General features: G+C 71.1%; 15 protein-coding genes and 3 pseudogenes. 8 read left to right on the plus strand and 10 right to left on the minus strand.

Annotated features, from left to right (window positions below; all coding sequences use genetic code 11):
• Positions 1 to 1,119 carry an LAVTG motif-containing sortase-dependent surface protein gene (locus D6270_RS11480; protein ID WP_109165495.1) on the minus strand — a complete coding sequence of 373 codons (1,119 nt, stop codon included), beginning with the start codon at positions 1,117 to 1,119 and terminating at the stop codon, positions 1 to 3.
• A gap of 358 nt (positions 1,120 to 1,477) precedes the next feature.
• Complete coding sequence (locus D6270_RS11485; protein ID WP_109165494.1) at positions 1,478 to 2,593, minus strand: ROK family transcriptional regulator; 1,116 nt, start codon at positions 2,591 to 2,593, stop codon at positions 1,478 to 1,480.
• Positions 2,594 to 2,667: 74 nt separating this feature from the next.
• On the opposite strand from D6270_RS11485, the gene D6270_RS11490 reads away from it, so the two are divergent.
• Together D6270_RS11490 and D6270_RS11495 are read left to right on the plus strand one after the other, a co-directional pair.
• Positions 2,668 to 3,807: a Gfo/Idh/MocA family oxidoreductase gene (locus tag D6270_RS11490; RefSeq protein ID WP_109165493.1), complete on the plus strand. Its 1,140-nt coding sequence runs from the start codon at positions 2,668 to 2,670 to the stop codon at positions 3,805 to 3,807.
• Entirely contained in the window at positions 3,804 to 4,307 is a 504-nt protein-coding gene (locus D6270_RS11495; RefSeq protein WP_151414667.1) for a heme-degrading domain-containing protein, read from the plus strand. Before D6270_RS11490 ends, D6270_RS11495 begins: the two co-directional genes overlap by 4 nt.
• 140 nt (positions 4,308 to 4,447) lie before the next feature.
• Here D6270_RS11495 and D6270_RS11500 read toward each other — a convergent pair whose 3' ends face one another.
• The 4 genes from D6270_RS11500 to D6270_RS11515 form a co-directional block, all read right to left on the minus strand.
• Entirely contained in the window at positions 4,448 to 5,308 is an 861-nt protein-coding gene (locus D6270_RS11500) for a fumarylacetoacetate hydrolase family protein (protein WP_109165491.1), read from the minus strand.
• A gap of 136 nt (positions 5,309 to 5,444) precedes the next feature.
• Positions 5,445 to 6,215 carry a YidC/Oxa1 family membrane protein insertase gene (locus D6270_RS11505; protein WP_109165490.1) on the minus strand — a complete coding sequence of 257 codons (771 nt, stop codon included), beginning with the start codon at positions 6,213 to 6,215 and terminating at the stop codon, positions 5,445 to 5,447.
• Between the two features lie 107 nt (positions 6,216 to 6,322).
• Entirely contained in the window at positions 6,323 to 6,694 is a 372-nt protein-coding gene (locus tag D6270_RS11510) for a DUF6412 domain-containing protein (protein ID WP_109165489.1), read from the minus strand.
• Positions 6,695 to 6,746: 52 nt separating this feature from the next.
• The gene (locus D6270_RS11515; protein WP_109165488.1) at positions 6,747 to 7,520 is read right to left on the minus strand and encodes a class E sortase; all 774 of its coding nucleotides are present in this window, start codon (positions 7,518 to 7,520) and stop codon (positions 6,747 to 6,749) included.
• Positions 7,521 to 7,718: 198 nt separating this feature from the next.
• Here D6270_RS11515 and D6270_RS11520 point away from each other — a divergent pair, with 198 nt between their 5' ends.
• A complete protein-coding gene (locus tag D6270_RS11520) occupies positions 7,719 to 8,726 on the plus strand; it encodes an SEC-C domain-containing protein (RefSeq protein WP_109165487.1) in 1,008 nt (335 codons plus the stop codon).
• Between the two features lie 62 nt (positions 8,727 to 8,788).
• Here the strand turns inward: D6270_RS11520 and D6270_RS11525 are convergent, their stop codons facing one another.
• Positions 8,789 to 9,733 (minus strand): YDG/SRA domain-containing protein, encoded by a 945-nt coding sequence (locus tag D6270_RS11525; RefSeq protein WP_158650501.1) that lies wholly within the window; start codon positions 9,731 to 9,733, stop codon positions 8,789 to 8,791.
• 305 nt (positions 9,734 to 10,038) lie between these two features.
• Here D6270_RS11525 and D6270_RS11530 point away from each other — a divergent pair, with 305 nt between their 5' ends.
• A complete protein-coding gene (locus tag D6270_RS11530) occupies positions 10,039 to 10,950 on the plus strand; it encodes an endonuclease/exonuclease/phosphatase family protein (protein ID WP_225976825.1) in 912 nt (303 codons plus the stop codon).
• A gap of 10 nt (positions 10,951 to 10,960) precedes the next feature.
• Here the strand turns inward: D6270_RS11530 and D6270_RS11535 are convergent, their stop codons facing one another.
• The gene (locus D6270_RS11535; protein ID WP_109165484.1) at positions 10,961 to 12,004 is read right to left on the minus strand and encodes a hypothetical protein; all 1,044 of its coding nucleotides are present in this window, start codon (positions 12,002 to 12,004) and stop codon (positions 10,961 to 10,963) included.
• A 218-nt stretch (positions 12,005 to 12,222) separates the two neighbouring features.
• Between D6270_RS11535 and D6270_RS11540 the strand changes: the two genes are divergently transcribed.
• Positions 12,223 to 12,456: a hypothetical protein gene (locus D6270_RS11540; RefSeq protein ID WP_109165483.1), complete on the plus strand. Its 234-nt coding sequence runs from the start codon at positions 12,223 to 12,225 to the stop codon at positions 12,454 to 12,456.
• A 75-nt stretch (positions 12,457 to 12,531) separates the two neighbouring features.
• Here the strand turns inward: D6270_RS11540 and D6270_RS11545 are convergent.
• A pseudogene (locus D6270_RS11545) lies at positions 12,532 to 14,717 on the minus strand (discoidin domain-containing protein).
• 217 nt (positions 14,718 to 14,934) lie between these two features.
• A complete protein-coding gene (locus tag D6270_RS11550) occupies positions 14,935 to 17,160 on the minus strand; it encodes a pectate lyase-like domain-containing protein (protein WP_391039512.1) in 2,226 nt (741 codons plus the stop codon).
• Between the two features lie 181 nt (positions 17,161 to 17,341).
• Between D6270_RS11550 and D6270_RS11555 the strand changes: the two are divergent.
• The 3 genes and pseudogenes from D6270_RS11555 to D6270_RS11565 form a co-directional block, all read left to right on the plus strand.
• A pseudogene (locus tag D6270_RS11555) lies at positions 17,342 to 17,611 on the plus strand (transcriptional regulator); the annotation flags it as partial.
• Positions 17,612 to 17,654: 43 nt separating this feature from the next.
• Positions 17,655 to 18,264 (plus strand): annotated as a pseudogene (locus tag D6270_RS11560) (MFS transporter).
• Between the two features lie 110 nt (positions 18,265 to 18,374).
• Positions 18,375 to 18,827: a carboxymuconolactone decarboxylase family protein gene (locus D6270_RS11565; RefSeq protein ID WP_225976826.1), complete on the plus strand. Its 453-nt coding sequence runs from the start codon at positions 18,375 to 18,377 to the stop codon at positions 18,825 to 18,827.
• The last annotated feature ends 117 nt before the right edge of the window (positions 18,828 to 18,944 follow it).

Below are 18,944 nucleotides of genomic sequence, written 5' to 3' on the forward strand. Positions count from 1 at the left end.
TCAGCCCGTCGGCCGGCGCATCCGGCGGCCCCTCATCACGAGAACGCCGCCGCAGAGGACGAGCGCCGCGGCGGTCGCTCCGGCCCAGGGCAGGAGGCCCGGCCCGGTGCGGGCGAGTTCGGGGAGCGGGCGCCCGGTCACGTAGTGCGGCGGACGCGCGGGCCGCTCCTCCTCCCGGGGAGCCGCCGGACCGTCCGGGCGGGGAAGGGAATGGGGATCCGGGGCGGGCTCCTTGCCGGGACCGGTGGGGGCGGGGGTGGGCGCCTGGGTGCGGCTGGGCGAGGGAGGGGAGGTGGGCGCGGCGGAGGACGTGTCCGTACGGGGACGGGGCTCGGCCGGAACGTCCGTACGGCCCCCGCTGTCCTCCTCGGTGCGCTCCGGCCGGGGGTACTCGCCCGTGGCGCCGTCGACGATCACGAACCGGTACGCCCCCGACTCCCCGACCCAGTCGCCGTCCTCACGGCCGCCGCCCTTGGCCTTGTCCTGGTGGTGGCGCTGGACGACGGCGGCGTGGGCGGTGACCCGGCCGGGCGCGGTGTCGGAGGTGAAGGCCATCCGGACCCGGACGCTGACGGTGCCGCCGGCGGGGACCGTGAAGCCCGGGAAGCCCTCGTCGGCGCTGTCGGCGGCGGACCCGGGGTCGCCGTCGAAGACCCCGATCTGCTCGTGGCGGTCGGTGGTCTCCCAGGTCACGCGGTGTTCGGTGCCGGGGCGGCCGGGCTCGGAGAACTTGAGCTGGATCTGCTCGGTGGTCAGCTCCCGGTCCTCGTCGTTGAGCACGAGCACCGGGTGCAGGGCCCCGCAGGCCGCATCGGTGGTGTTGGTGAGGTCGAGGAACCAGGTGCCGTAGCCGCCGCCGGACGCGTACGTCTTCGGGGCGTCCTGGATCCGGGCCTCGATGGGGAACTCCTCGGCGCCCGGATCACCGCAGACGGGCTGCTCATCGGCGTCGGCCGCGTAGGCCGCGTCGACCGCTAAGGAGGCGGGGGCGGCCGGAGCCGGGCGGGCGGCGGCCTGCGGGCCCGCCAGGAGCGCGGCGGGCACCGCGATCCCGGCGGCCAGCCCGAGGGTGGCGGCCGCACGGGCGTCACGCAGCCGCGCGCAGGAGGTGGGGGACATGGGGACACCCTTCGCCGCTCGCGGACGACCGGGGCGGGGGCCGCCGGTTGTGGCCTCCGACGCAAGCACGCGCGCGCGGACTCAGAGAGTCGACATGCCGATACAGCTCATACGATCACCCGACTGACGCCGCCCTTCTCCGGCCTCGGCCCGTCCGGTGCCCCATCCAGCCCGTCCGGCGCCCCCATCAAATCCGCCCGGCGCCCCGTCCAACCCACCCAACGCCCCTGCCCAGCCCACCCGGCACCCCATCCAGCCCGCCCGGCGTTCGAGGACGGAACCCCGCACCACAGGTGCCCGCACCCACCAGCGCCAGCACCACGAGCGCCCCCACGCGGACCACAAGCCACCACGCCCCTTACCGCCGCTCCCCCACCCGCCCGAACACCGGCGCGAGCACCAGCTGGGCGGCGCCCTCCGCGACGGGCCGGTCGCCGCCCTCCGCCACCGTGACGGCCACCGAGCCACCGCCGCCGCGGCCGCCCCGGGCGGCCCGCTCCTCGATCACGGCCCGGACGCCTCGTACGTACGCGTCCTCATCGGCCGCCACCGTCCGCCCGCCCAGCACGACCCGGTCGATGTCGAGGAGCCCGACCAGGTTCGCCGCGCCCGCGCCCAGGACCCGGGCCGCCTCCGCCCGGTCGCCCCGCGCCTCGGCCGCCAGGCACAGCGCCTCGATGCAGCCGCGCCCACCGCACCCGCACAGAGGCCCGTCCAGCTGGAGGGTCTGGTGGCCGAACTCGCCCGCCCCCGTCCGCGCCCCCCGGTGCACCTCGCCGCCCAGGACGAGCCCGGCGCCGAGCCCCGTACCGAGGTGGAGGTAGGCGAAGTCGCCAGGCAGCCCGCTCAGGGAAAGGGCGAGGGCGGCGGCGTTGGTGTCCTTGTCGACGGTGACCGGGAGGCCGGTGCGCTCGGCGAGCGCGTCACGCAGTGGGAAGCCGTCCCACTTCGGGAAGCCGGTGACCCGGTGGAGTACGCCGTCCCGGTGGTCGAGGGGGCCGGGCACGGCGACGCCCACCCCCAGCAGCGGCTTGTGCGGCTCGGCCGCGCTCAGGTCACGTACCACATCGGCCGCATCGGCGAGCACCTGCTCCGCCGGGCCGCCGAAGTCGAGAGGGGCGGCGGCCATGGCCACCGGGCGCCCGGCGAGATCGACCAGCACGGCGGTGAGACCGTCGCGGTCCAGGTGGAGGCCGACGGCGAACTGGGCGCCGGGGACCAGCCGGAGCACCGTACGCGGCTTGCCACCGGTGGAGGGGCGCAGGCCCGCGCCGACGACCAGCCCCTCCTCCCGCAGCCGAGCGGTGATCTTGCTGACCGCCTGCGGGGTCAGGCCGGTGCGCTCGGCGAGCTCCAGCCGGCTGATGCCCTCCGCCCCGGCCGCCCGCAGCAGGTCCAGGACCAGCGCCGCGTTGTGGTGGCGCAGGGCCGGCAGATTCGCCCCGGCCTGAGCCTTCGTCCGACTCCCGTTCACGGTCCACTCCCCTTCACCCACCCCATTGTGCCGGTCGCTTGCACTTTGGCAACAGCGTTGCTTAAGTGGAATGCATGACCCCCAAAGCCTCCGACGCCCCTCTCCGCGTCGCCCTCGTCGGCTACGGCCTGGCCGGCTCCGTCTTCCACGCCCCGCTGATCGCCGCGACCGAGGGCCTGGTCCTCGACACGGTCGTCACGTCGAACGAGGAGCGCCGGGCCGAGGCCCGCGCAGCCCACCCGGGCCTCCGGTTCGCCGCCTCGCCGGACGAGCTGTGGGAGCGCGCGGACGAGCTGGACCTGGTCGTGATCGCCGCCCCGAACAAGACGCACGTCCCCCTCGCGACGGCCGCTCTCAAGGCCGGTCTGCCGGTGGTCGTGGACAAGCCGATCGCCGGGACCGCCGCCGAGGCGCGCGAACTGGCGGCGCTGGCCGGGGAGCGCGGGCTGCTGCTCTCGGTCTTCCAGAACCGCCGCTGGGACAACGACTTCCGCACGCTCGCCGCGCTGATCGCGGAGGGTGAGCTGGGCGAGGTGCAGCGCTTCGAGTCCCGGTTCGAGCGCTGGCGCCCGCAGCCGAAGGGCGGCTGGCGCGAGTCGGGCGCCCCGGAGGAGATCGGCGGTCTGCTGTACGACCTGGGCAGCCACGTCGTCGACCAGGCGCTGGTGCTCTTCGGGCCGGCGGTGCAGGTGTACGCCGAGTCCGACGTACGGCGGCCGGGCGCGGCGGCGGACGACGACACGTTCATCGCGATCACGCACGCGAACGGCGTCCGCTCGCACCTGTACGTCAGCGCCACCACGGCCCAGCTCGGCCCCCGCTTCCGTGTGCTCGGCTCCACGGCGGGCTATGTGAAGTACGGCCTGGACCCCCAGGAGGCGGCCCTGCGCGAGGGCAGGCGCCCGGGCGCGGGCAGCGAGCCGTGGGGCGAGGAGGCCGAGGAGGTGTGGGGCCGGATCGGTTCCGGCGAGTCCCCGCTCACCGGCGGCGGCACCCCGGTCCGCACCCTCCCCGGCGACTACCCCGCCTACTACGCCGCCGTCACCGCCGCCCTGCGCGGCACGGGCGAGAACCCGGTCACCGCGCTCCAGGCGGCAGCGGCCCTGGACGTGCTGGAGGCGGCACGCCGCTCGGCCCGTGAGGGCGTCTCCGTAACCCTCCTCCCCCACCCCGACGAGGCCCCGCACGCTTCGGACAAGGAGCACCGCGCATGACCACCACCTCCCCCACGATCTCCGAGCTGATCGCCCAGGAGCGCCGGCTCACCCTCCCGCACTTCTCCTACGACGACGCGTTCGCGCTCGGCAGCCTGCTGGTCGCACTGGCCCGGGAGCGGCACGCCCCGGTGGCGATCGACATCCGGCGCGGGGCACAGCAGCTGTTCCACGCGGCGCTGCCCGGCTCCAGCGCGGACAACGACGCGTGGATCGACCGCAAGCGCAAGGTGGTGGAGCGGTACGGCGAGAGCTCGTACCTGGTCGGCACCCGGTTCCGGGCGAAGGGGACCACGTTCGAGGAGTCGTCCCGCCTGGACCCGGACACGTACGCGGCGCACGGCGGTTCGTTCCCGGTCGCGGTGGAGGGCGCGGGCGTGATCGGCACGGTGACGGTCTCGGGGCTGCCGCAGGCGGAGGACCACGCGATGGTGGTCGAGGCGCTGGAGCAGTTCGCGGCGACGCTGGGAGCTGAGGCTGCGTACGGGCCGGGGGCCTGAGGCTGCGTACGGGCCGGGGGTCTGAGCTTTTGCATACGGGCTGGGGCCCCGAGACTTCCGTACGGCCCCGAGGGCGCGGCCGGAACCTCGGGCCCCCGGGACCTGGCAACCCCGGGACCCCGGGCCCGTACCAGCGGGGCCTACGCCCCCTTCAGCTCCTGCCGCTGCCGGCCGAGCCCCTCCACCTCCAGCTCCACCACGTCCCCGGCCTTCAGGTACGGCTTCGGCTCGGGCTGCCCCATCGCGACCCCGGCGGGCGTACCGGTGTTGATCACATCGCCCGGATACAGCGTCATGAAGTGGCTGAGATAGCGCACGACTTCACCCACCGGGAAGATCTGCTCGGCGGTGGTGCCGTCCTGCTTCAGCTCGCCGTTGACCCAGAGCCGTAGCGGCAGCGCCTGCGGGTCGACCACCTCGTCGGCGGTGACGAGCCAGGGGCCCAGCGGGTTGAACGTCTCGCAGTTCTTGCCCTTGTCCCAGGTGCCGCCGCGCTCCGTCTGGAACTCGCGCTCCGAGACGTCGTGCGCGGTGGCGTACCCGGCGACATGGGCGAGCCCCTCCTCGGCGGAGCCCAGATAGCGGGCGGTGCGGCCGATGACGACGGCGAGCTCCACCTCCCAGTCCGTCTTACGGCTGCCGCGCGGCACGAGCACGGTGTCCTCGGGCCCGACGACGGTGTCGGGGGCCTTGAAGAACAGGATCGGCTCGGCCGGGATGTCCGCCCCGGTCTCGGCGGCGTGGTCGTGGTAGTTCAGCCCGATGCACACGATCTTGCCGATGCGGCCCAGCGGCGGCCCGATGCGCAGCCCCGCCGGGTCGAGGGCGGGCAGCACCCCGGGGGTGTCGGCGGCCGCCCGTACCCGGGCGAGGGCGGAGGCGTCGGCGAGCAGTTCGCCGTCGATGTCGGGAACGATCCCCGACAGATCACGCAGAGTCCCGTCGCGGTCGAGAAGCGCGGGACGCTCGGCGCCCGCCGTACCGACTCGAAGCAGCTTCAACGGTCCAACTCCTCTTGTTCGAGGTGGGGCCCCTCGGCGGGTTGCGGCCGACGAAGGGCTTGGCTGATCCTCCAAGAGTTGCGATCACTCCGCAAGACCTCGTTCACACACTGGACCGGCGCACTCTCCGGCCCGACTACGCCGCCTTGGCCAGGGCACCGCCGGTGACGGGCACGTCCCGGTAGAGCCAGGCCCGCTCCAGGGCGGTCCAGGTGGTCGTGGTGATGACGTAGAGGGCGGCGGCCAGGGGCACGACGGCGACGGTGATCAGGGTGGCGAACGAGAGCAGCGGCATCATCTTCGCCATCGCCCCCACGCCGGGCACGGCCTGCCCGTCGGGGCCGCCGGCGGGGACCACCGGGCTGGCGGCCAGCTGCCGCTTGGTGCGTCCGTAGTTGAAGGTGGCCACCGCGGTGACGATCGCGAAGAGTCCCAGGTAGACCCATCCCTGTCCGCCGAGCATCCCACCGCTGGCGAGGGCGTCGTGCCAGCGTCCGCCGAGCGGGGCGCCGAGGAGGTCGTGGCTGAGGAGCGCGTTGGGCTCGCCGCCGATGGAGCCGCTGGAGAACAGGTGGTAGAGCAGGAAGAACGCGGGCATCTGGAGCAGGCTCGGCAGGCAGCCGGAGAGCGGTGACACCTTCTCGGCGGCGTGCAGCTCCATGATCGCCTTCTGCATCCGCTCGGGGTTCTTCCCGTGCTTCTTGCGCAGCTCCGCGATCTGCGGCTGGAGCCGGGTCCGGGCCTTCTGTCCCCGCGCGGCGGCCCGCGAGAGAGGGTGGACGGCGAGCCGGACGAGTGCGGTGAACAGGATGATCGCGGCGGCGGTGGACGCGCCGTGGAACAGCGGCTGGAGCAGATCGGCGAAAGAGCCGACCAGGCTCGCGAAAGCGGACATGAAGGCGGACATGGGTGAGCCCTCCGGGGGTCTCGTCGTGCCGGGAGAAAGACGTACGTATGCGGTACGCGGCAGGACGGCCGGTGCGGGGCGCTACGGGTTCGACGTGCGGAAGTGCCCTACGCGGCGGCGGCCGTCAGGAGGGCGTGCCCGGGCGCTCGGGGCCTGGTGCGGCCACGGGCGTCGGGGTCGCGCTGGGGCAGGAAGGCGGTGCGCTTCTCCCGGTCCCGGATCGCCGTACGGACCTGGGTGCGGGGCACCGGGGGCGCGCAGCGGGCGCTGATGACGGAGCAGGCGAGCAGCGCGGAGCCGGCCGCGGCGGTGGCGGCGAGCGCGACGGCGGCGGAGAGGCTGCCGCCCTCGGCGAGGAGGACCTCGGTGAGGAACAGGACCAGCAGGCCGACGGGCCGGAGCAGCCGGGCGAAGGCGCCGCGCAGCCGGTTGGCGTCACGCACGGGCGTCTCCTCTCCTGGGCTCTCCTGGCACTCCATTCGTTATACACGATGATCGGCCGGGCCCGGCCGCCTCCGGCGGGGCGCTCGCTCACCGGGAACGCATGGCGGTGAGCTTCCCCCACACGACGAGCCGGTAGCGGGAGCTGAACTCGGGGGTGCAGGTGGTGAGGGTCAGGTAGTAGCCGGGCTCGCTGTACCCGACGGACGTGGTGATGTTGGAGCGGGGCACGGGCGCGATCACCCCGCTGTCGGAGGGCGCGGTCCGGGCGAGGCTCTTGTCGACGGTGTACGTGTACACGGCGTCCCGGGTCTCGACGGTGACCCGGTCCCCGCGCCGCAGCCGGTCGAGACGCCGGAAGGGCTCACCGTGGGTGTTGCGATGCCCGGCGAGCGCGAAGTTCCCGGCCTGCCCGGCCTGCGCGGTACGGGTGTAGTGCCCGACGTACCCACGATCGAGGACGCCGCCCTTGCTGGTGCCCTCGGCGACGGGGACGGTGAGCCCGATACGGGGGATGCGCAGGACGGCGTAGGCGTGGTCCCAGCGGGGGGTGGCGGGGGCGCCGGACGGTTCGAGCCGGCGGGTGGCGCCGGAGGAGGGCGGGGGCTCGGGCACCACGGATTCGCCGGTCGGCTCGCCGCTGGGGACGACGGGTGACGGGGGCGGCCCCCACTCCCGCTGAAGGGCCTGGACGGTACGCCCGGCATCCTGACGGGCCTCGCGGTTGGTCCACCACAGCTGATGAACGACAAGGAGAAGGACGACCACACCAAAGGTGACGACGATCTCGGCGGAGCCCCAGAGCCCACGGGCGAGGAGGTTCCGCCGTCGGCGACCGGCCCGCGAGCCAGGCCTGCTGGGCACCGCACCACGTAAGGCTGTCCGTCCCCGTTTCCGCACGGCGGGCACGATAGAACCAACGTACGGAACTCTCCATACCCACCACCGGATTCCCCTCCCCCCGCAGACGCCCCCTCGTCGGATCCCGCTGCCGCCCCCACTCCGGGTCCGGCTTCCGACCTCTCCTCCCGACGGCCGCGGTCCGGCAGTACCGTGTGATCCATGCGCCCCGACACGCCTGCCGACCACACCACCGAAGCCGAGCGCCTGCTGCGCACCGCGGTGCAGTACCCCGAGGACCAGGAGCCGCTGGTTCTCCAGGCCGCGGCCCATCTGGAACTCGCCGGTGACCGTTCCCGCGCGAGCACGCTCTACGACGACCTGCTGGCCGCCCCCGAGTCCACCGTCGAGAACCCGCACCTGATCAAGGCCCTGAAGGCGTCGAACCTCTGGGAGTACGGGCACGAGGCCGAGGCCCGCGCGATCATCGAGGGCATCCGCGCCGCGGGCCCGCTGGACGCGGCGCCCTGGCAGGTCGCCGCGGAGACCCTGGAGGCGCACGACGAGCTGGAGTCGGCGCACGACTTCTTCTCGACGGCGCTGACGCTGCTGCTGGCGCCCGGCGAGGAGGTCCCGTACGCGACGCAGTCCCTGCTGACCGGTCGCCACCGGGTACGGAGGCTGATGGGCCTGGACCACGACGCGTGGGACGAGCTGGCCGGCGCACTGCACACGGCCCCGGTCCCGCTGGACGAGCTCCACGACCCGAAGCGCGTGTGGTCGCTGGGCTCCTCGGACCCGGTGGAGCTGAAGGCGGAGATCACCCGCCTGCGGGCGGAGCTGGGCACGTACCGCACGGCGCTGTCCCGCCCGTTCCCGGTGGCGGTGCTGCACTGGTCCGAGCAGGAACTCCGCGAACTCCTGACGACGTACCCGGAGTTGACCGAGGAGTACGTGGACCGGGAGACGCACCTGTCCCGCCTGGAGGCATCGCTGCGCGACCTCCAGGCGACGGGCACCCCGAACCTGGGCATCGTCAAGGGCACGGTCCCCTCGTACGAAGCCTTCGCCGCCTCGGAAGCCGCCTCCCCGTCCGACCCGGGCCTCCTCCCCCAATACGCCACCACCTTGGCCGCCCGAGGCCGCGCCACCCCTTGGCCCCCGTCACGCACGGCGGCTTGCTGGTGCGGGTCGGGGGAGGCTTATGGGGGGTGCCACGGGCGGGAGTAAGAGGCCCAACGCGGACCATGAGGGGTGTTATCCGCAGAGAACCGGATGACACCCCTCATCTACTAGTTTGAACCGTGTTCGTCCATGATGTTCCAGAACCGTCGATGCGCGCGGGCGAATCGTTGCTGCACCCGATGCTTCTCCACAGTCCGAAGAGGAACGCGGCGCGGAGCATCCGGACCGGCAAAGCGATCGACGACCTGCAAGTCATCGGTCAAATAGAGCGCCCCACGGTCAAGCTTTATGTGGCAGTTGGGGCAGAGACAAAGAACGTTCCCGTCCACATCCGGACCACCGTCGGGGCCACCCAAAGCTTGAATGTGGGCACCTTCCGCGTAACTTTTACCGTCGGCACTGATCTGCAGGGAGATGCTGCAGACTTGGCAGGTAAATCGGTGCAGGTCCTTCACCCGACGAGCCACAGCCGTGTCGCGGACGATGCGATCAATCGTCGCCTTTTGCCTGCGAACCTGGGCGTCGGCGTCACCATCAGCAGCCACCTCTCCACGGTCAACAATATCCTTGACCTGCTGCTCAAGCGGGGTGAGGTCTTGTCGATCATCAGGAAGGCGAAGCATCTTGAAGCGGCAGATGCGAAATCCGGATCTGCCTACTTCATCCCATTCGCTGACGATCTCATATAGACCGTCATACCTATATCCGGACGCTGGAGAATATTCGACCTCCCCCTGACTGCCACGAATAACCCTGACGGGATTACCCATCAGATGGCTCCGCCTCAGGCTTGCGTTTCCCTTATTATCCCAGCTCTGGTCGGAGGTTTGACTGTTTGAGTTCCGCGTCTGACCTCCGGCTCCTGTGTACGTGATCTCGTGCCACTTGTCGACGTCATCCTCGTACCCGTTGTTGAGCACAATGGCGTCCGCAGCGCGCTCGCCATTGTCATCGCGCCCCCACGAGATACCAGCTTCACTCTCCTTGTGGAGCTTGGCGTCCTTGACGGCGCGCCTGTTCTCAAAGGTCGTGCCGGGGGGCACATCGTTCACATGACCGAAGGTCGCTCTGTACGCAGGCATAGAGACATGCTGCCAAGCCGCCATTTGTGGATCACAGCCGCCCCCTCGGCGCGTGGCCCGTCTCACCGAAACCCGCATTTCTGGCCAAAGCGCATCATGCGGCCGGCGCAGCTTAGCGCTCAAGCGGGTGCAACCCTCGACGTCAGAACTGATTGACGTGGCCGATCGTCCTGTGGGGTGAGAGCGAGCAAACGGGAAGACAGGGGAAATAGGTGGACGGTGGTGTGACGTCGACAGTGACACAGCGCGTTCCCGACGCTAGCAGGCGAGGGATCGTGGCCGCCGGACTCGCGGTAGCGATGGCCGGTGTGCTGGCCTTTCATCGCGTGGTCCCCAACTCCCCCGGGCGCCTCGGGAGTCTGGTCGAGTCCTTCCTGCCGTGGGCGGGAGTGGTCGTTGCCCTGCTTCTGGTCGTCGCCCTCGTTCGGCGTTCCGGGGTCGCCCTCGTGGCTCTGCTGCTGCCCGTCGGTGTCTGGGTGCAGGGCTTTGGAGGGTTGCTCCTGTCCGGGCCTGGTCCCGAATCCGGTGTGCGGGAGCTGGTCGTCGTGCAGCACAACGTCAGTGACGAGAACCCCGATCCGGCCGGGACCGCCCGTGCGCTCGTTGCGGGTGGGGGTGATCTCGTCGTGTTGGAGGAGTTGGTGGTGCCTGCGCTGGGCGTCTACGAGGACGTCCTCGGCGCCGGCTATCCGCATCACGTCGTCCATGGCACCGTCGGGCTCTGGTCCAAGTACCCGATCCGAGAGCAGCAGTTGGTGGATATTCGGCCTCGGGAGTTCGAAGAGGGGTGGAGCCGGGGGTTGCGTGCCGTCGTCCGGACTCCTTATGGAGACGTCGCCGCGTATGTTGCCCACCTGCCCTCCGTACGGGTCGGGGTCCGCGGGCTCGCGTCCTCGCCTCGGGATGAGAGCGCTCGGATGCTGGGGGATCTCGTTCGGGACGAGGAGGTGGAGGCCGTGATCCTCATGGGGGATCTCAACAGCACCGTCGAGGATCGTGGGCTGGCGCCGCTCACCTCGCAGTTGAACGTTGCCGAGCGCGGGTTCGCCTTCAGTTTTCCCGCCGCCTTTCCGGTGGCCCGGATCGATCAGGTCCTGGCCCGTTCCGCCGATGTCCGCCATATTCGTGTGCTGCCCGCCACCGGCAGCGACCACCTTCCCGTCGCTGCCCGTGTCACCCTGCGCTGAAGGTTCGGACTCAGGCCGGCTCGCCCCGTAGCGCGTCCGCCTTCGCCACCGCCACGAAGCGTTGGCGCCAGGTCATGTCGGGCGGGAAGTCGTACGTGTCCGTGTCGACCATCCAGCTCGCGTACGCCGTCGCCCGGCGGCAGTCCGCGCACTCCGTCTCGTCGCCCAGCGGGCGGAAGAGATGTTCCGCTTCCGCCTCCTCGGTACCCGCGCAGACGATCAGGGCGCGTACCGGTGGGGGCGGTGGCTCCGGCGGGGCCGCGGGAGCGGGTGGTACCGGGCACTTGTGGGTCAGCCGGTGGCCCAGGAACCCGAACGCCGAGCGCACGCCGCCCTCGGGAGGTTCGGCCAGGAGGGCGTGGCGTAGCTCCGACTCCGTCAGGCCCCGCTCCAGCCACTTGGCCGCCTCCACCGCCAGGGTGCGCGCCTCGCCCACCCCCAGGAGCAGCTCACGGCGTGAGTGGCGCAGGGAGAGCAACACCCTTTCCGCCCGTGTCAGTTGCGGGGAGGGGTGCGAGGGGGGCGGCGCTTCTGCCGCCTGGGTCGGAGCCGGCCGGCCCGCAGGTTCGGAGGGTGGGTGGGGAGTGTTCTCCTCATCGTGTTCTTCCTCCGGTTCATAGCCACCGACCGGCCGACGAGTCGGCTCACCGACCGTCGGAAACTGCGCACTCGGTGGTGGGCAGGGCTCACGTTCGGATTGCGTCAACCGCCCGGCTTCCGGTGCCAGCTTGGCGCGCACCGCCCTCGCCTCGTCCCGCGTCAGCGGCGTATTGCTGAGGAGCTGTTCCGTTGCCCAACGGCCGCCGTCGCCCTGGGACCGCCACTCGTGGAAGTAGCCGTGCTCCACCAGTTGTCTCTTGGCCTGCTGGTACGAGCGGCCCTTCATTTCCAGCTTCTGGGCCAGTTCGCCCAGCGGGCGGCCCGTGGCGGAGTCCGGGAGGCCCTGGACGTACAGGAGGAGGATCTTGGCGTCGCTGTTCATCCGGCGCGAGCGGACGACGGTGTGCGGAGCCTTGGTCCAGCCCGAAGAGGGCGCGATAGCATGACGCAGCATTTCTGGTGGGGCTTTCCACTAGGGGTGTAAGGCCCTCGGTGGGTGTTGTCGCACCTCCGGGGGCCGCCCTGTGCACGCGGGAGCGCACTCAGGGTGATGGCGTCGTCACGCTATCGCGGCCTAACCCTCCACCACTACGCGTACATGCGTTCGGCATGTACGCCAAGCCCTCGCCTCAGTTGCGGTGAAACGGTGAAGAGCGGGCAGGAGGATCTCTCGTGAGCACTTCTGCGATATCAACGACCACGCCGATCTACGACCTTCTCGTCCAGGAGCGCGGGGACGCACCGGCCGAGGCGCGCACCGCTGCCCAGCAGACCCAGGACGAGGCGCGGCAGGCGCTGGACTGGAGCAGTGTGCGGATCGCCGCTGCCCAGCGGGAGGAGCGGGCGTTCTCCGCGTTCGGCCGCTCCGGGGATGACGGCGGGCGGGTACGGGCTCTGCCGATGTGACGCCGCCGGGCGGGTACGGACGTGCCGCGGGGGCCGCTCCGTGCCGGAACGGCCCCCGGGCACCACTGGGCCTGATCAGCTGTAGATGCCGAACTCGTGCAGTGAGTAGCCCCAGCCCGTGCCCCGGGCCGTAAGCATCAGCCGTACGTGGCGGGCCGTCTCGGTCAGGGCGATGGTGTCCACGTCACCGTTGCCGGTCGTCGTGGTGAACACCGTGCGCCAGGTGGAGCCGTTGTCCGAGACCTGGACCTGGTAGGACTTGGCGTACGCCGGGTCCCAGACCAGTTGCAGATTGCGGATGGACTGCCGGGAGCCCAGGTCCACCGCGATCCACTGCGGGTCGCTCCAGTCGCTGGCCCAGCGGGTGTCGAGGCGGCCGTCCGTGGCGCGCTCCGGCGGGCAGGGGCAGTCGCCGTACGAGGCCTGGGAGCTGGAGGCCGTCGTGGGCTTGCCGAGCGCCAGGTTGGTGCCGCTCATCGGCGGGGCGACGACCTTGACCGACTTCGTCTCGATGCCCGCGTTGCCCTTGCCGTCCTCGGACTGGATGTAGACCTTCCAGACCCCGAGCTTCTCCGGCGCGGTGACCGCGAACGTGCCGTTGCCCGTGGACCTGAACCGCGCCGGGACGAGCGCCTTGTCGCCGTTGGCGTAGTTGCCGCTGAGGAAGATCTTGTTCGTCACCGGGTCGTTCTCTGGGTCCCGGATGTCGGCGCGGACCGTGAACTCCCCGCCCGCCGGGGCCGATCCGGACGGCGTCACCGTCATGTTGCTGATGACCGGGGCAGGTTGTCACCGGTGTTGGAGCCCGTGAACGCCTTCTTCACCGAGTAGTACGACAGCCGCTTCAGGCCGTCCGGGATGAGGTTGAACCACACACCGCCGAAGTCGTGCTCCAGCCCGTAGTGGAAGAGGGTCGCACCCAGCGCCACACCCCGGTGGCCGGTGACGCACTCCCAGGCCTTGGTGTAGCCGTCGCGCTTCTGCACATCGGTCGGCTCGGTGGGGACGCCGTTGGCGTCGTTGGGCACCTCCCACTCACCGGCAGGGCCGCCCTCAGTGATGATGTAGGGCTTGGTGTAGCCGCCCTGGACCCAGTCCCGCTGGACGTTGCACAGGTCGCCGTACGCGTTCATCGAGTACAGGTCCAGGTCGGGAGCGTTGCGCTTGTAGTACGGCCAGGCGCCCGTCCACGCGTCGGTGGAGGTCACCGGGTGGTCGGCGTCGATGGCGTGGATCCGCTTGGCCGCGTCATTGACGAAGGTCGTGTACGCGTTGCGCTGGGCCTCCAACTCGGTCCCGCTGTAACAGTTCTGGAGGCCGAGGACGGACTCGTTGCCGACGTTCCACATGAGGGTCGCCGGGTGGCTCTTGTAGGTCTCGACCCACTTGGCGATCTCGGTGAGCATCGTCGACTTGTACGACGCGTCGGTGACGTAGTTGACGCAGCCGCCGCTGCCGGGACCGCCGCCGGGCTGGAGCCAGAAGCCGTTCATCACGCGCACGCCGTTCGCGGCCGCCGCGTCGAGAAGCGGCTTCGTGCTGGCGTCCGTGCCCCAGGTGCGGACGGTGTTGACGCCCATCGACTTCAGGTCGGGCATATAGCGCTGGGCGTCCGACATGGCCGGGCCCCAGGTCAGGCCTTTGACGGTGTACGGCTGCCCGCCGACGGTGAGCTGCCACGCGCCCTGCGTTCCGGTGACCTTGACGGCACCCCCGCCGGTCGGGGGCGGGGTGTCGCCCTGGGTGCCGTAGACCTGGAACTCCCAGAGGGAGTAGCCGTATCCACCGGGGCGGGCGGTGCCGAGCATCCGGACGTAGCGGCCGGAACCGGTGAGGGCGAGGTCGTCGGTGCCGCCGTCGCCGTCGGTGACCTTCCGGATGGTGGTCCAGTCATTGCCGTTGTCGCTGACCTGGATCTCGTACGCCTTGCCGTAGGCGCCCTCCCAGGTCAGCACGGCCCGGCTCAGGTTGGACTTCTTGCCCAGGTCGATCCGGATCCACTGCGGGTCGGCCCACTGGCTGGCCCAGCGGGTCGTGGTGAGGTCGCCGTCGACGGCCTTCGCGGCGGAGTAGGCCTCGCCCTCCTGCGTGGAGGCGGTGGCCGGCTTGCCCTGGGAGATCAGGGGGTCGGCGGCCCGGGCCTCGGTGGGTGAGGTGAGGACGGTGAGGGAGGAGGCGAGCAGGGCGGCGAGGGTGAGGGTGAGCGCTGGTCTGCGGAGGGAGGGCAGGGACGGTCTCCGGAGGTGGGGCGAGGAAGGCATTGCGGCTCCTGAAGGGGGTGAGGTGAGGGGACAGAGGCGGCCGCCGTCGGGGAGGACGGCGGCCGTCCGTGGGGAGAGAGCCAGGCAGTGAGCGGTGACCGTGCGGCGCTGCGAGCGGGCCCGCGACCGTGTGGGGAGGGGTGCCCCCGGGCCGGGGTCAGGCCCGGCCCGGGGCTCCTCCCCCGCAGGTCAGTCGTTCACCGCGGGAGGGGGCGGATCAGGGGAAGGAGACCACCGTCGACGGCACGGTCGACGTGCCCGCCGGGACCGTGGACGCTCCCGTGTTGTTGATGACGTGGTTGTAGTGACCGTTGCCGCCGAGCGACACCACCAGCAGGCTGTGGAACTTCACGCCCGGCTTCACCGGGGCCTTGAAGCCGTGGTCCTGGCGGATGGTGGGATCGACGTTGTAGTTGCAGTAACTGCCCATCCCCCAGCCCTCGTGCTGGTTCACCGAGTCGTCGACCCGGTAGGCGGCGAAGCCCTTCGTGGTGCCGTTCTGGATGGCGGCCTGGTTGGGCGCGTCGTACGCCTTCTCGTTCTGGTAGAAGATCGTGCGGCCGCGCTCGCCGTACCACTCCACGTCGTACTTGTTGAAGTGCTCCACGAAGAGGCCGGTGGCGAGTACGTCGTCGCCGTACACCCGGACCCCGTAGTCGGCGCGGTTGGTCTCCCAGCCGACGCCCTCACCGTGGTCGGCGCGCCACACCCAGGTGTGGTCGATGATCACGTCGTCGCTGTGGACGGCGATGGAGGTGGTGGCCTTGCCCGCGCCCGCGCCGCCGATGCGGACGTAGACGTCCTGGACGGTGGTGGGGTTGGCGGAGTGGTCCGCGGAGGAGTTCTGCGGGCCGACCTCCAGCAGGGTCGGGGAGTTGACCCGGCCGGCGTCGATCAGGAAGCCGGCGAGCTTGACGCCGTCGACGTCGGCGACCTTCATCGCGGTCACCCCGTTGTCCGGGATGATCGTCGCGAGGCCGAGGCCGAGGACGACCGTGTTCGCGCGGTTGACGTTGATGGTCTGGTCGACGTGGTAAATGCCGGGCGTGAAGAGCAGGTTGAGGCCCTGGGCCAGTGCCTGGTTGATCGTGGCGGCCGTGGCGCCGGGCTTGACCACGTAGAACTGGTCCAGGCCGATCGACGTGCCCTGCGGGGTGCCGTTCCAGGAGACGCCGCGCGCGTTGGTGCGCTTGGCCGGGACGAAGACCTTGTAGGTGTTGCCGTCCAGGTGGAGGAACGGCTTCTCACGCGAGATCGGGGTGTTCTGGAGCGTGGTGTAGCGGGGCTCGGGGAACGAGGTGGCGGGTGCGCCTTCGACGCCCGAGAAGGTCTGGTTCCAGACGGAGTTGGACCAGCCGCCGATCGAGCTCTCGCGGGTGTACCACTGCTGCTGCGAGTAGTTGCCGACCTGGCCGTCGATCTTGGAGTCGGCGATGTAGCCGCCGCTGGCCCAGCCGTAGCCGTCGGGCGCCAGGTTGAGTCCGCCCTTGACGTGCATCCGGCGGAAGGAGGCGGCCTGCGAGACGGCCCAGCGGTTGGTGCCGCTGACCGGGTTCAGCGCCAGGTTCTCCGCCGAACGCCAGAAGTTCTGCGTCGCGTTGCCGTTGAACCAGCCGGCGTCGACGGTCACATCACCGTTGATGGTGGTGTCGTCGGGCTTGAGGCCGAGACCGGAGATCGAGGTGTAGAAGCCGATCTGGGCGTTGAGGTTGTTGTAGGTGCCGGGCTTGAAGAGGAACTGGTGCCGGCCGTTGCCGAAGTGCGACGCCTCCTGCTGGCGGAACACCTCGTCCAGCTTGCCCTGGATGTTGGGCGTGGACGGGTCGAAGACATGCACGTTCGGACCGAGGTCGCCGCCGCCGGGCAGCTGCGGGCCGCCGGTGCCGCCGGACTCGCCGTAGACCTTGAACTCCCAGAGCGAGAAGCCGTATCCGGTGCCGCGGGCGGTGCCGTACATCCGGACGTAGCGGGCCTCACCGCTGATGTTCAGGGTGTTCGTACCGCCGGTGCCGGTGGTGGTCTGGTACGCGGTGGACCAGGTGGAGCCGTTGGTCGACAACTCGATGCGGTAACCCTTGCCGTACGCCGCCTCCCAGTCCAGGACGACCTGGCTGACCTGAGTGGTCGCGCCGAGGTCGACGCGGATCCACTGCGGGTCCGAAGCGGTGCTGGACCAGCGGGTGCTGGCATTGCCGTCGACGGCCGCGGTGGCCGGGGTGCCGTAGTGCTCCTCGCTGGAGGCGGTGACCGGCTTGCCCTGGGAGAGCAGTACGGGTGCGGCCTCGGCCTTCGCGGCGGGGACGAAGGCGAGAAGGGTGGCGGCCAGAGCGGTGACCATCGCGGCAACAACGCCGCGCATCACGGGTCTTGGGGTACGGCGGCGGCCGGGGCCGTGGGGCACCGGGGCCGCGGGGGCCAGGGGGGATATGCCGACTGCGGGCATGCGGGGGCTCCTCGGGATGAAACTGAGTGGGAGAGCGCTCTCCCGGAACCTTGCCCGCCGCATCGGTCACGGTCAAGAATCCTGACACGACTTTTCTTTCGGTGTGTATTAAGTCGATCCCGTCGCATGCGTGCTGACGTTCGGTCAGGTGGCGTTCGGGTCGACCCCGGGTATGGGCTCGGTGCTGCGCGGCCTCCTCGACAACCGCTCCGCGCAGTACCGCGCCTACCTCGACCAGAGCGCCGCCTGGGGCGAGGAATGGACCGACGCCGCCTTCAGCTCCGAGTGGCTCATGAGCCTGACGCTCGCCGAACTGGCCGAGATGAGCGATGAGTTGTCCGCCGTTACGCGGCGGTGGCGGCAGCGCGGCAAGGCCGCCAGGGAGGCGGGCGACACCGAGGGGCGCGAGCACGTGTCCGTCCATCTGTACGGGTTCCCGTTCCGTCCCTGAGCCTGGTCCGCCCCCGAGCCTGGCCCGCCCCCGAGGAGACTCCGTGTCCGCCGCAGAGATCGCCACACCCGCGAGCCCCGCCGCGCTCCGGCCCGCTCACCGCGACGCCAACGTGCTGCGCTGGCTCGCCGCGTACACCGCCTCGCTCATCGGCGACAGCGTCTACTTCATCGCCCTCGCCCGGTCGGCCCAGAAGGTCGCCGGGCCCGCCGAGGTCGGCCTGGTCATGGCCGCCGGGGCGGTTCCCCGGGCGCTGCTCATGCTCGGCGGTGGCGTGACGGCCGACCGGTTCGGGGTACGCCGGATCGTGCATCGCCCTGGTCCCCACGCTGCCGCTCGCCGTGGCCGTGGCCCTCGCCGTGGGTCTGGCCATGGGCATCTGCGGCACCCTGGCCAACGCCCTCGTACAGACCGCCGCCGACCCCGCCTATCTGGGGCGGGTCACCTCGGTCGTGACGCTCACCTCCGTGGGCCTGGCACCGCTGAGCTACCCGTTGATCGGGGCGGCCATCGGCAGGTGGGGGTCCGCGCCGGTCTTCGTCGGGTGCGGGGCGTTCGGGAGCCTCGGGGTGGCCGTCGCGCTGGGCTGCGGGGCGGTGCGGAGGGCTGAGCTGCCGCGATCACGCCCGCGCCCGCGCCCGTCGAAGGCTTGACGATCTCCCGCCGGGCGATGCCCCGGCGCGCCGGGCCCAGGGAATTGACCCGTGATCCTGCCGTACAAATGCACCCCGCCCCCGGTCGCTTCCGTACCTACGGTCGTCGCATGACCACGTTCCAGGTGCCTCAGCGCATGAACTTCTCCGCCGTCTCCCCCAAGGTCTTCAAGGCCGTCCTCGCCCTCGACGCCGTCGCCCGCGAGGGGCTCGACCCCGTACTGCTGGAGCTGGTGCAGATCCGCGCCTCGCAGGTCAACCGCTGTGCGTACTGCATCGACTACCACACCTCCGACGCCCGCAGGGCCGGGGAGCCGGAGGAACGGATCCACCAGCTCGCCGCGTGGGAGGAGTCGAGTCTCTTCACCGAGAAGGAGCGGGCCGCCCTCGCGCTGACCGAGGCCGTCACCCTCCTGCCGGAGGGGGTGTCGGACGAGGTGTACGAGGAGTCCGCGCGGCACTTCGAGGAGAAGGAGCTCGCCCAGCTGATCGCCCTCATCTTCACCACCAACGTGTGGAACCGGATGAACGTCACCACGCGCAAGAGGCCCGGCACCGAGTAGCCGGCCGGCCTTCCGGGGGCGGTGGCCGTGCTGCCGGCCGCCGCCCGCCCCCTGTCCGTGGACCGACCTCCGCCTGATGGAGGGAGGGCGCGGCGGGGCCGATGGTGACGGTGCCCG

Source organism: Streptomyces griseus subsp. griseus, from assembly GCF_003610995.1.
Taxonomy (GTDB): Bacteria; Actinomycetota; Actinomycetes; order Streptomycetales; family Streptomycetaceae; genus Streptomyces.

Bases quoted from the DNA above. Each gene is read 5' to 3' on its own strand.
- D6270_RS11495 (WP_151414667.1), top strand. From the start codon at position 3,804: ATGACCACCACCTCCCCCACGATCTCCGAGCTGATCGCCCAGGAGCGC.
- D6270_RS11535 (WP_109165484.1), bottom strand. From the start codon at position 12,004: ATGCTGCGTCATGCTATCGCGCCCTCTTCGGGCTGGACCAAGGCTCCG.
- D6270_RS11510 (WP_109165489.1), bottom strand. From the start codon at position 6,694: ATGGAGTGCCAGGAGAGCCCAGGAGAGGAGACGCCCGTGCGTGACGCC.
- D6270_RS11565 (WP_225976826.1), top strand. From the start codon at position 18,375: ATGACCACGTTCCAGGTGCCTCAGCGCATGAACTTCTCCGCCGTCTCC.
- D6270_RS11490 (WP_109165493.1), top strand. From the start codon at position 2,668: ATGACCCCCAAAGCCTCCGACGCCCCTCTCCGCGTCGCCCTCGTCGGC.
- D6270_RS11550 (WP_391039512.1), bottom strand. From the start codon at position 17,160: ATGCCCGCAGTCGGCATATCCCCCCTGGCCCCCGCGGCCCCGGTGCCC.
- D6270_RS11520 (WP_109165487.1), top strand. From the start codon at position 7,719: ATGCGCCCCGACACGCCTGCCGACCACACCACCGAAGCCGAGCGCCTG.
- D6270_RS11480 (WP_109165495.1), bottom strand. From the start codon at position 1,119: ATGTCCCCCACCTCCTGCGCGCGGCTGCGTGACGCCCGTGCGGCCGCC.
- D6270_RS11505 (WP_109165490.1), bottom strand. From the start codon at position 6,215: ATGTCCGCCTTCATGTCCGCTTTCGCGAGCCTGGTCGGCTCTTTCGCC.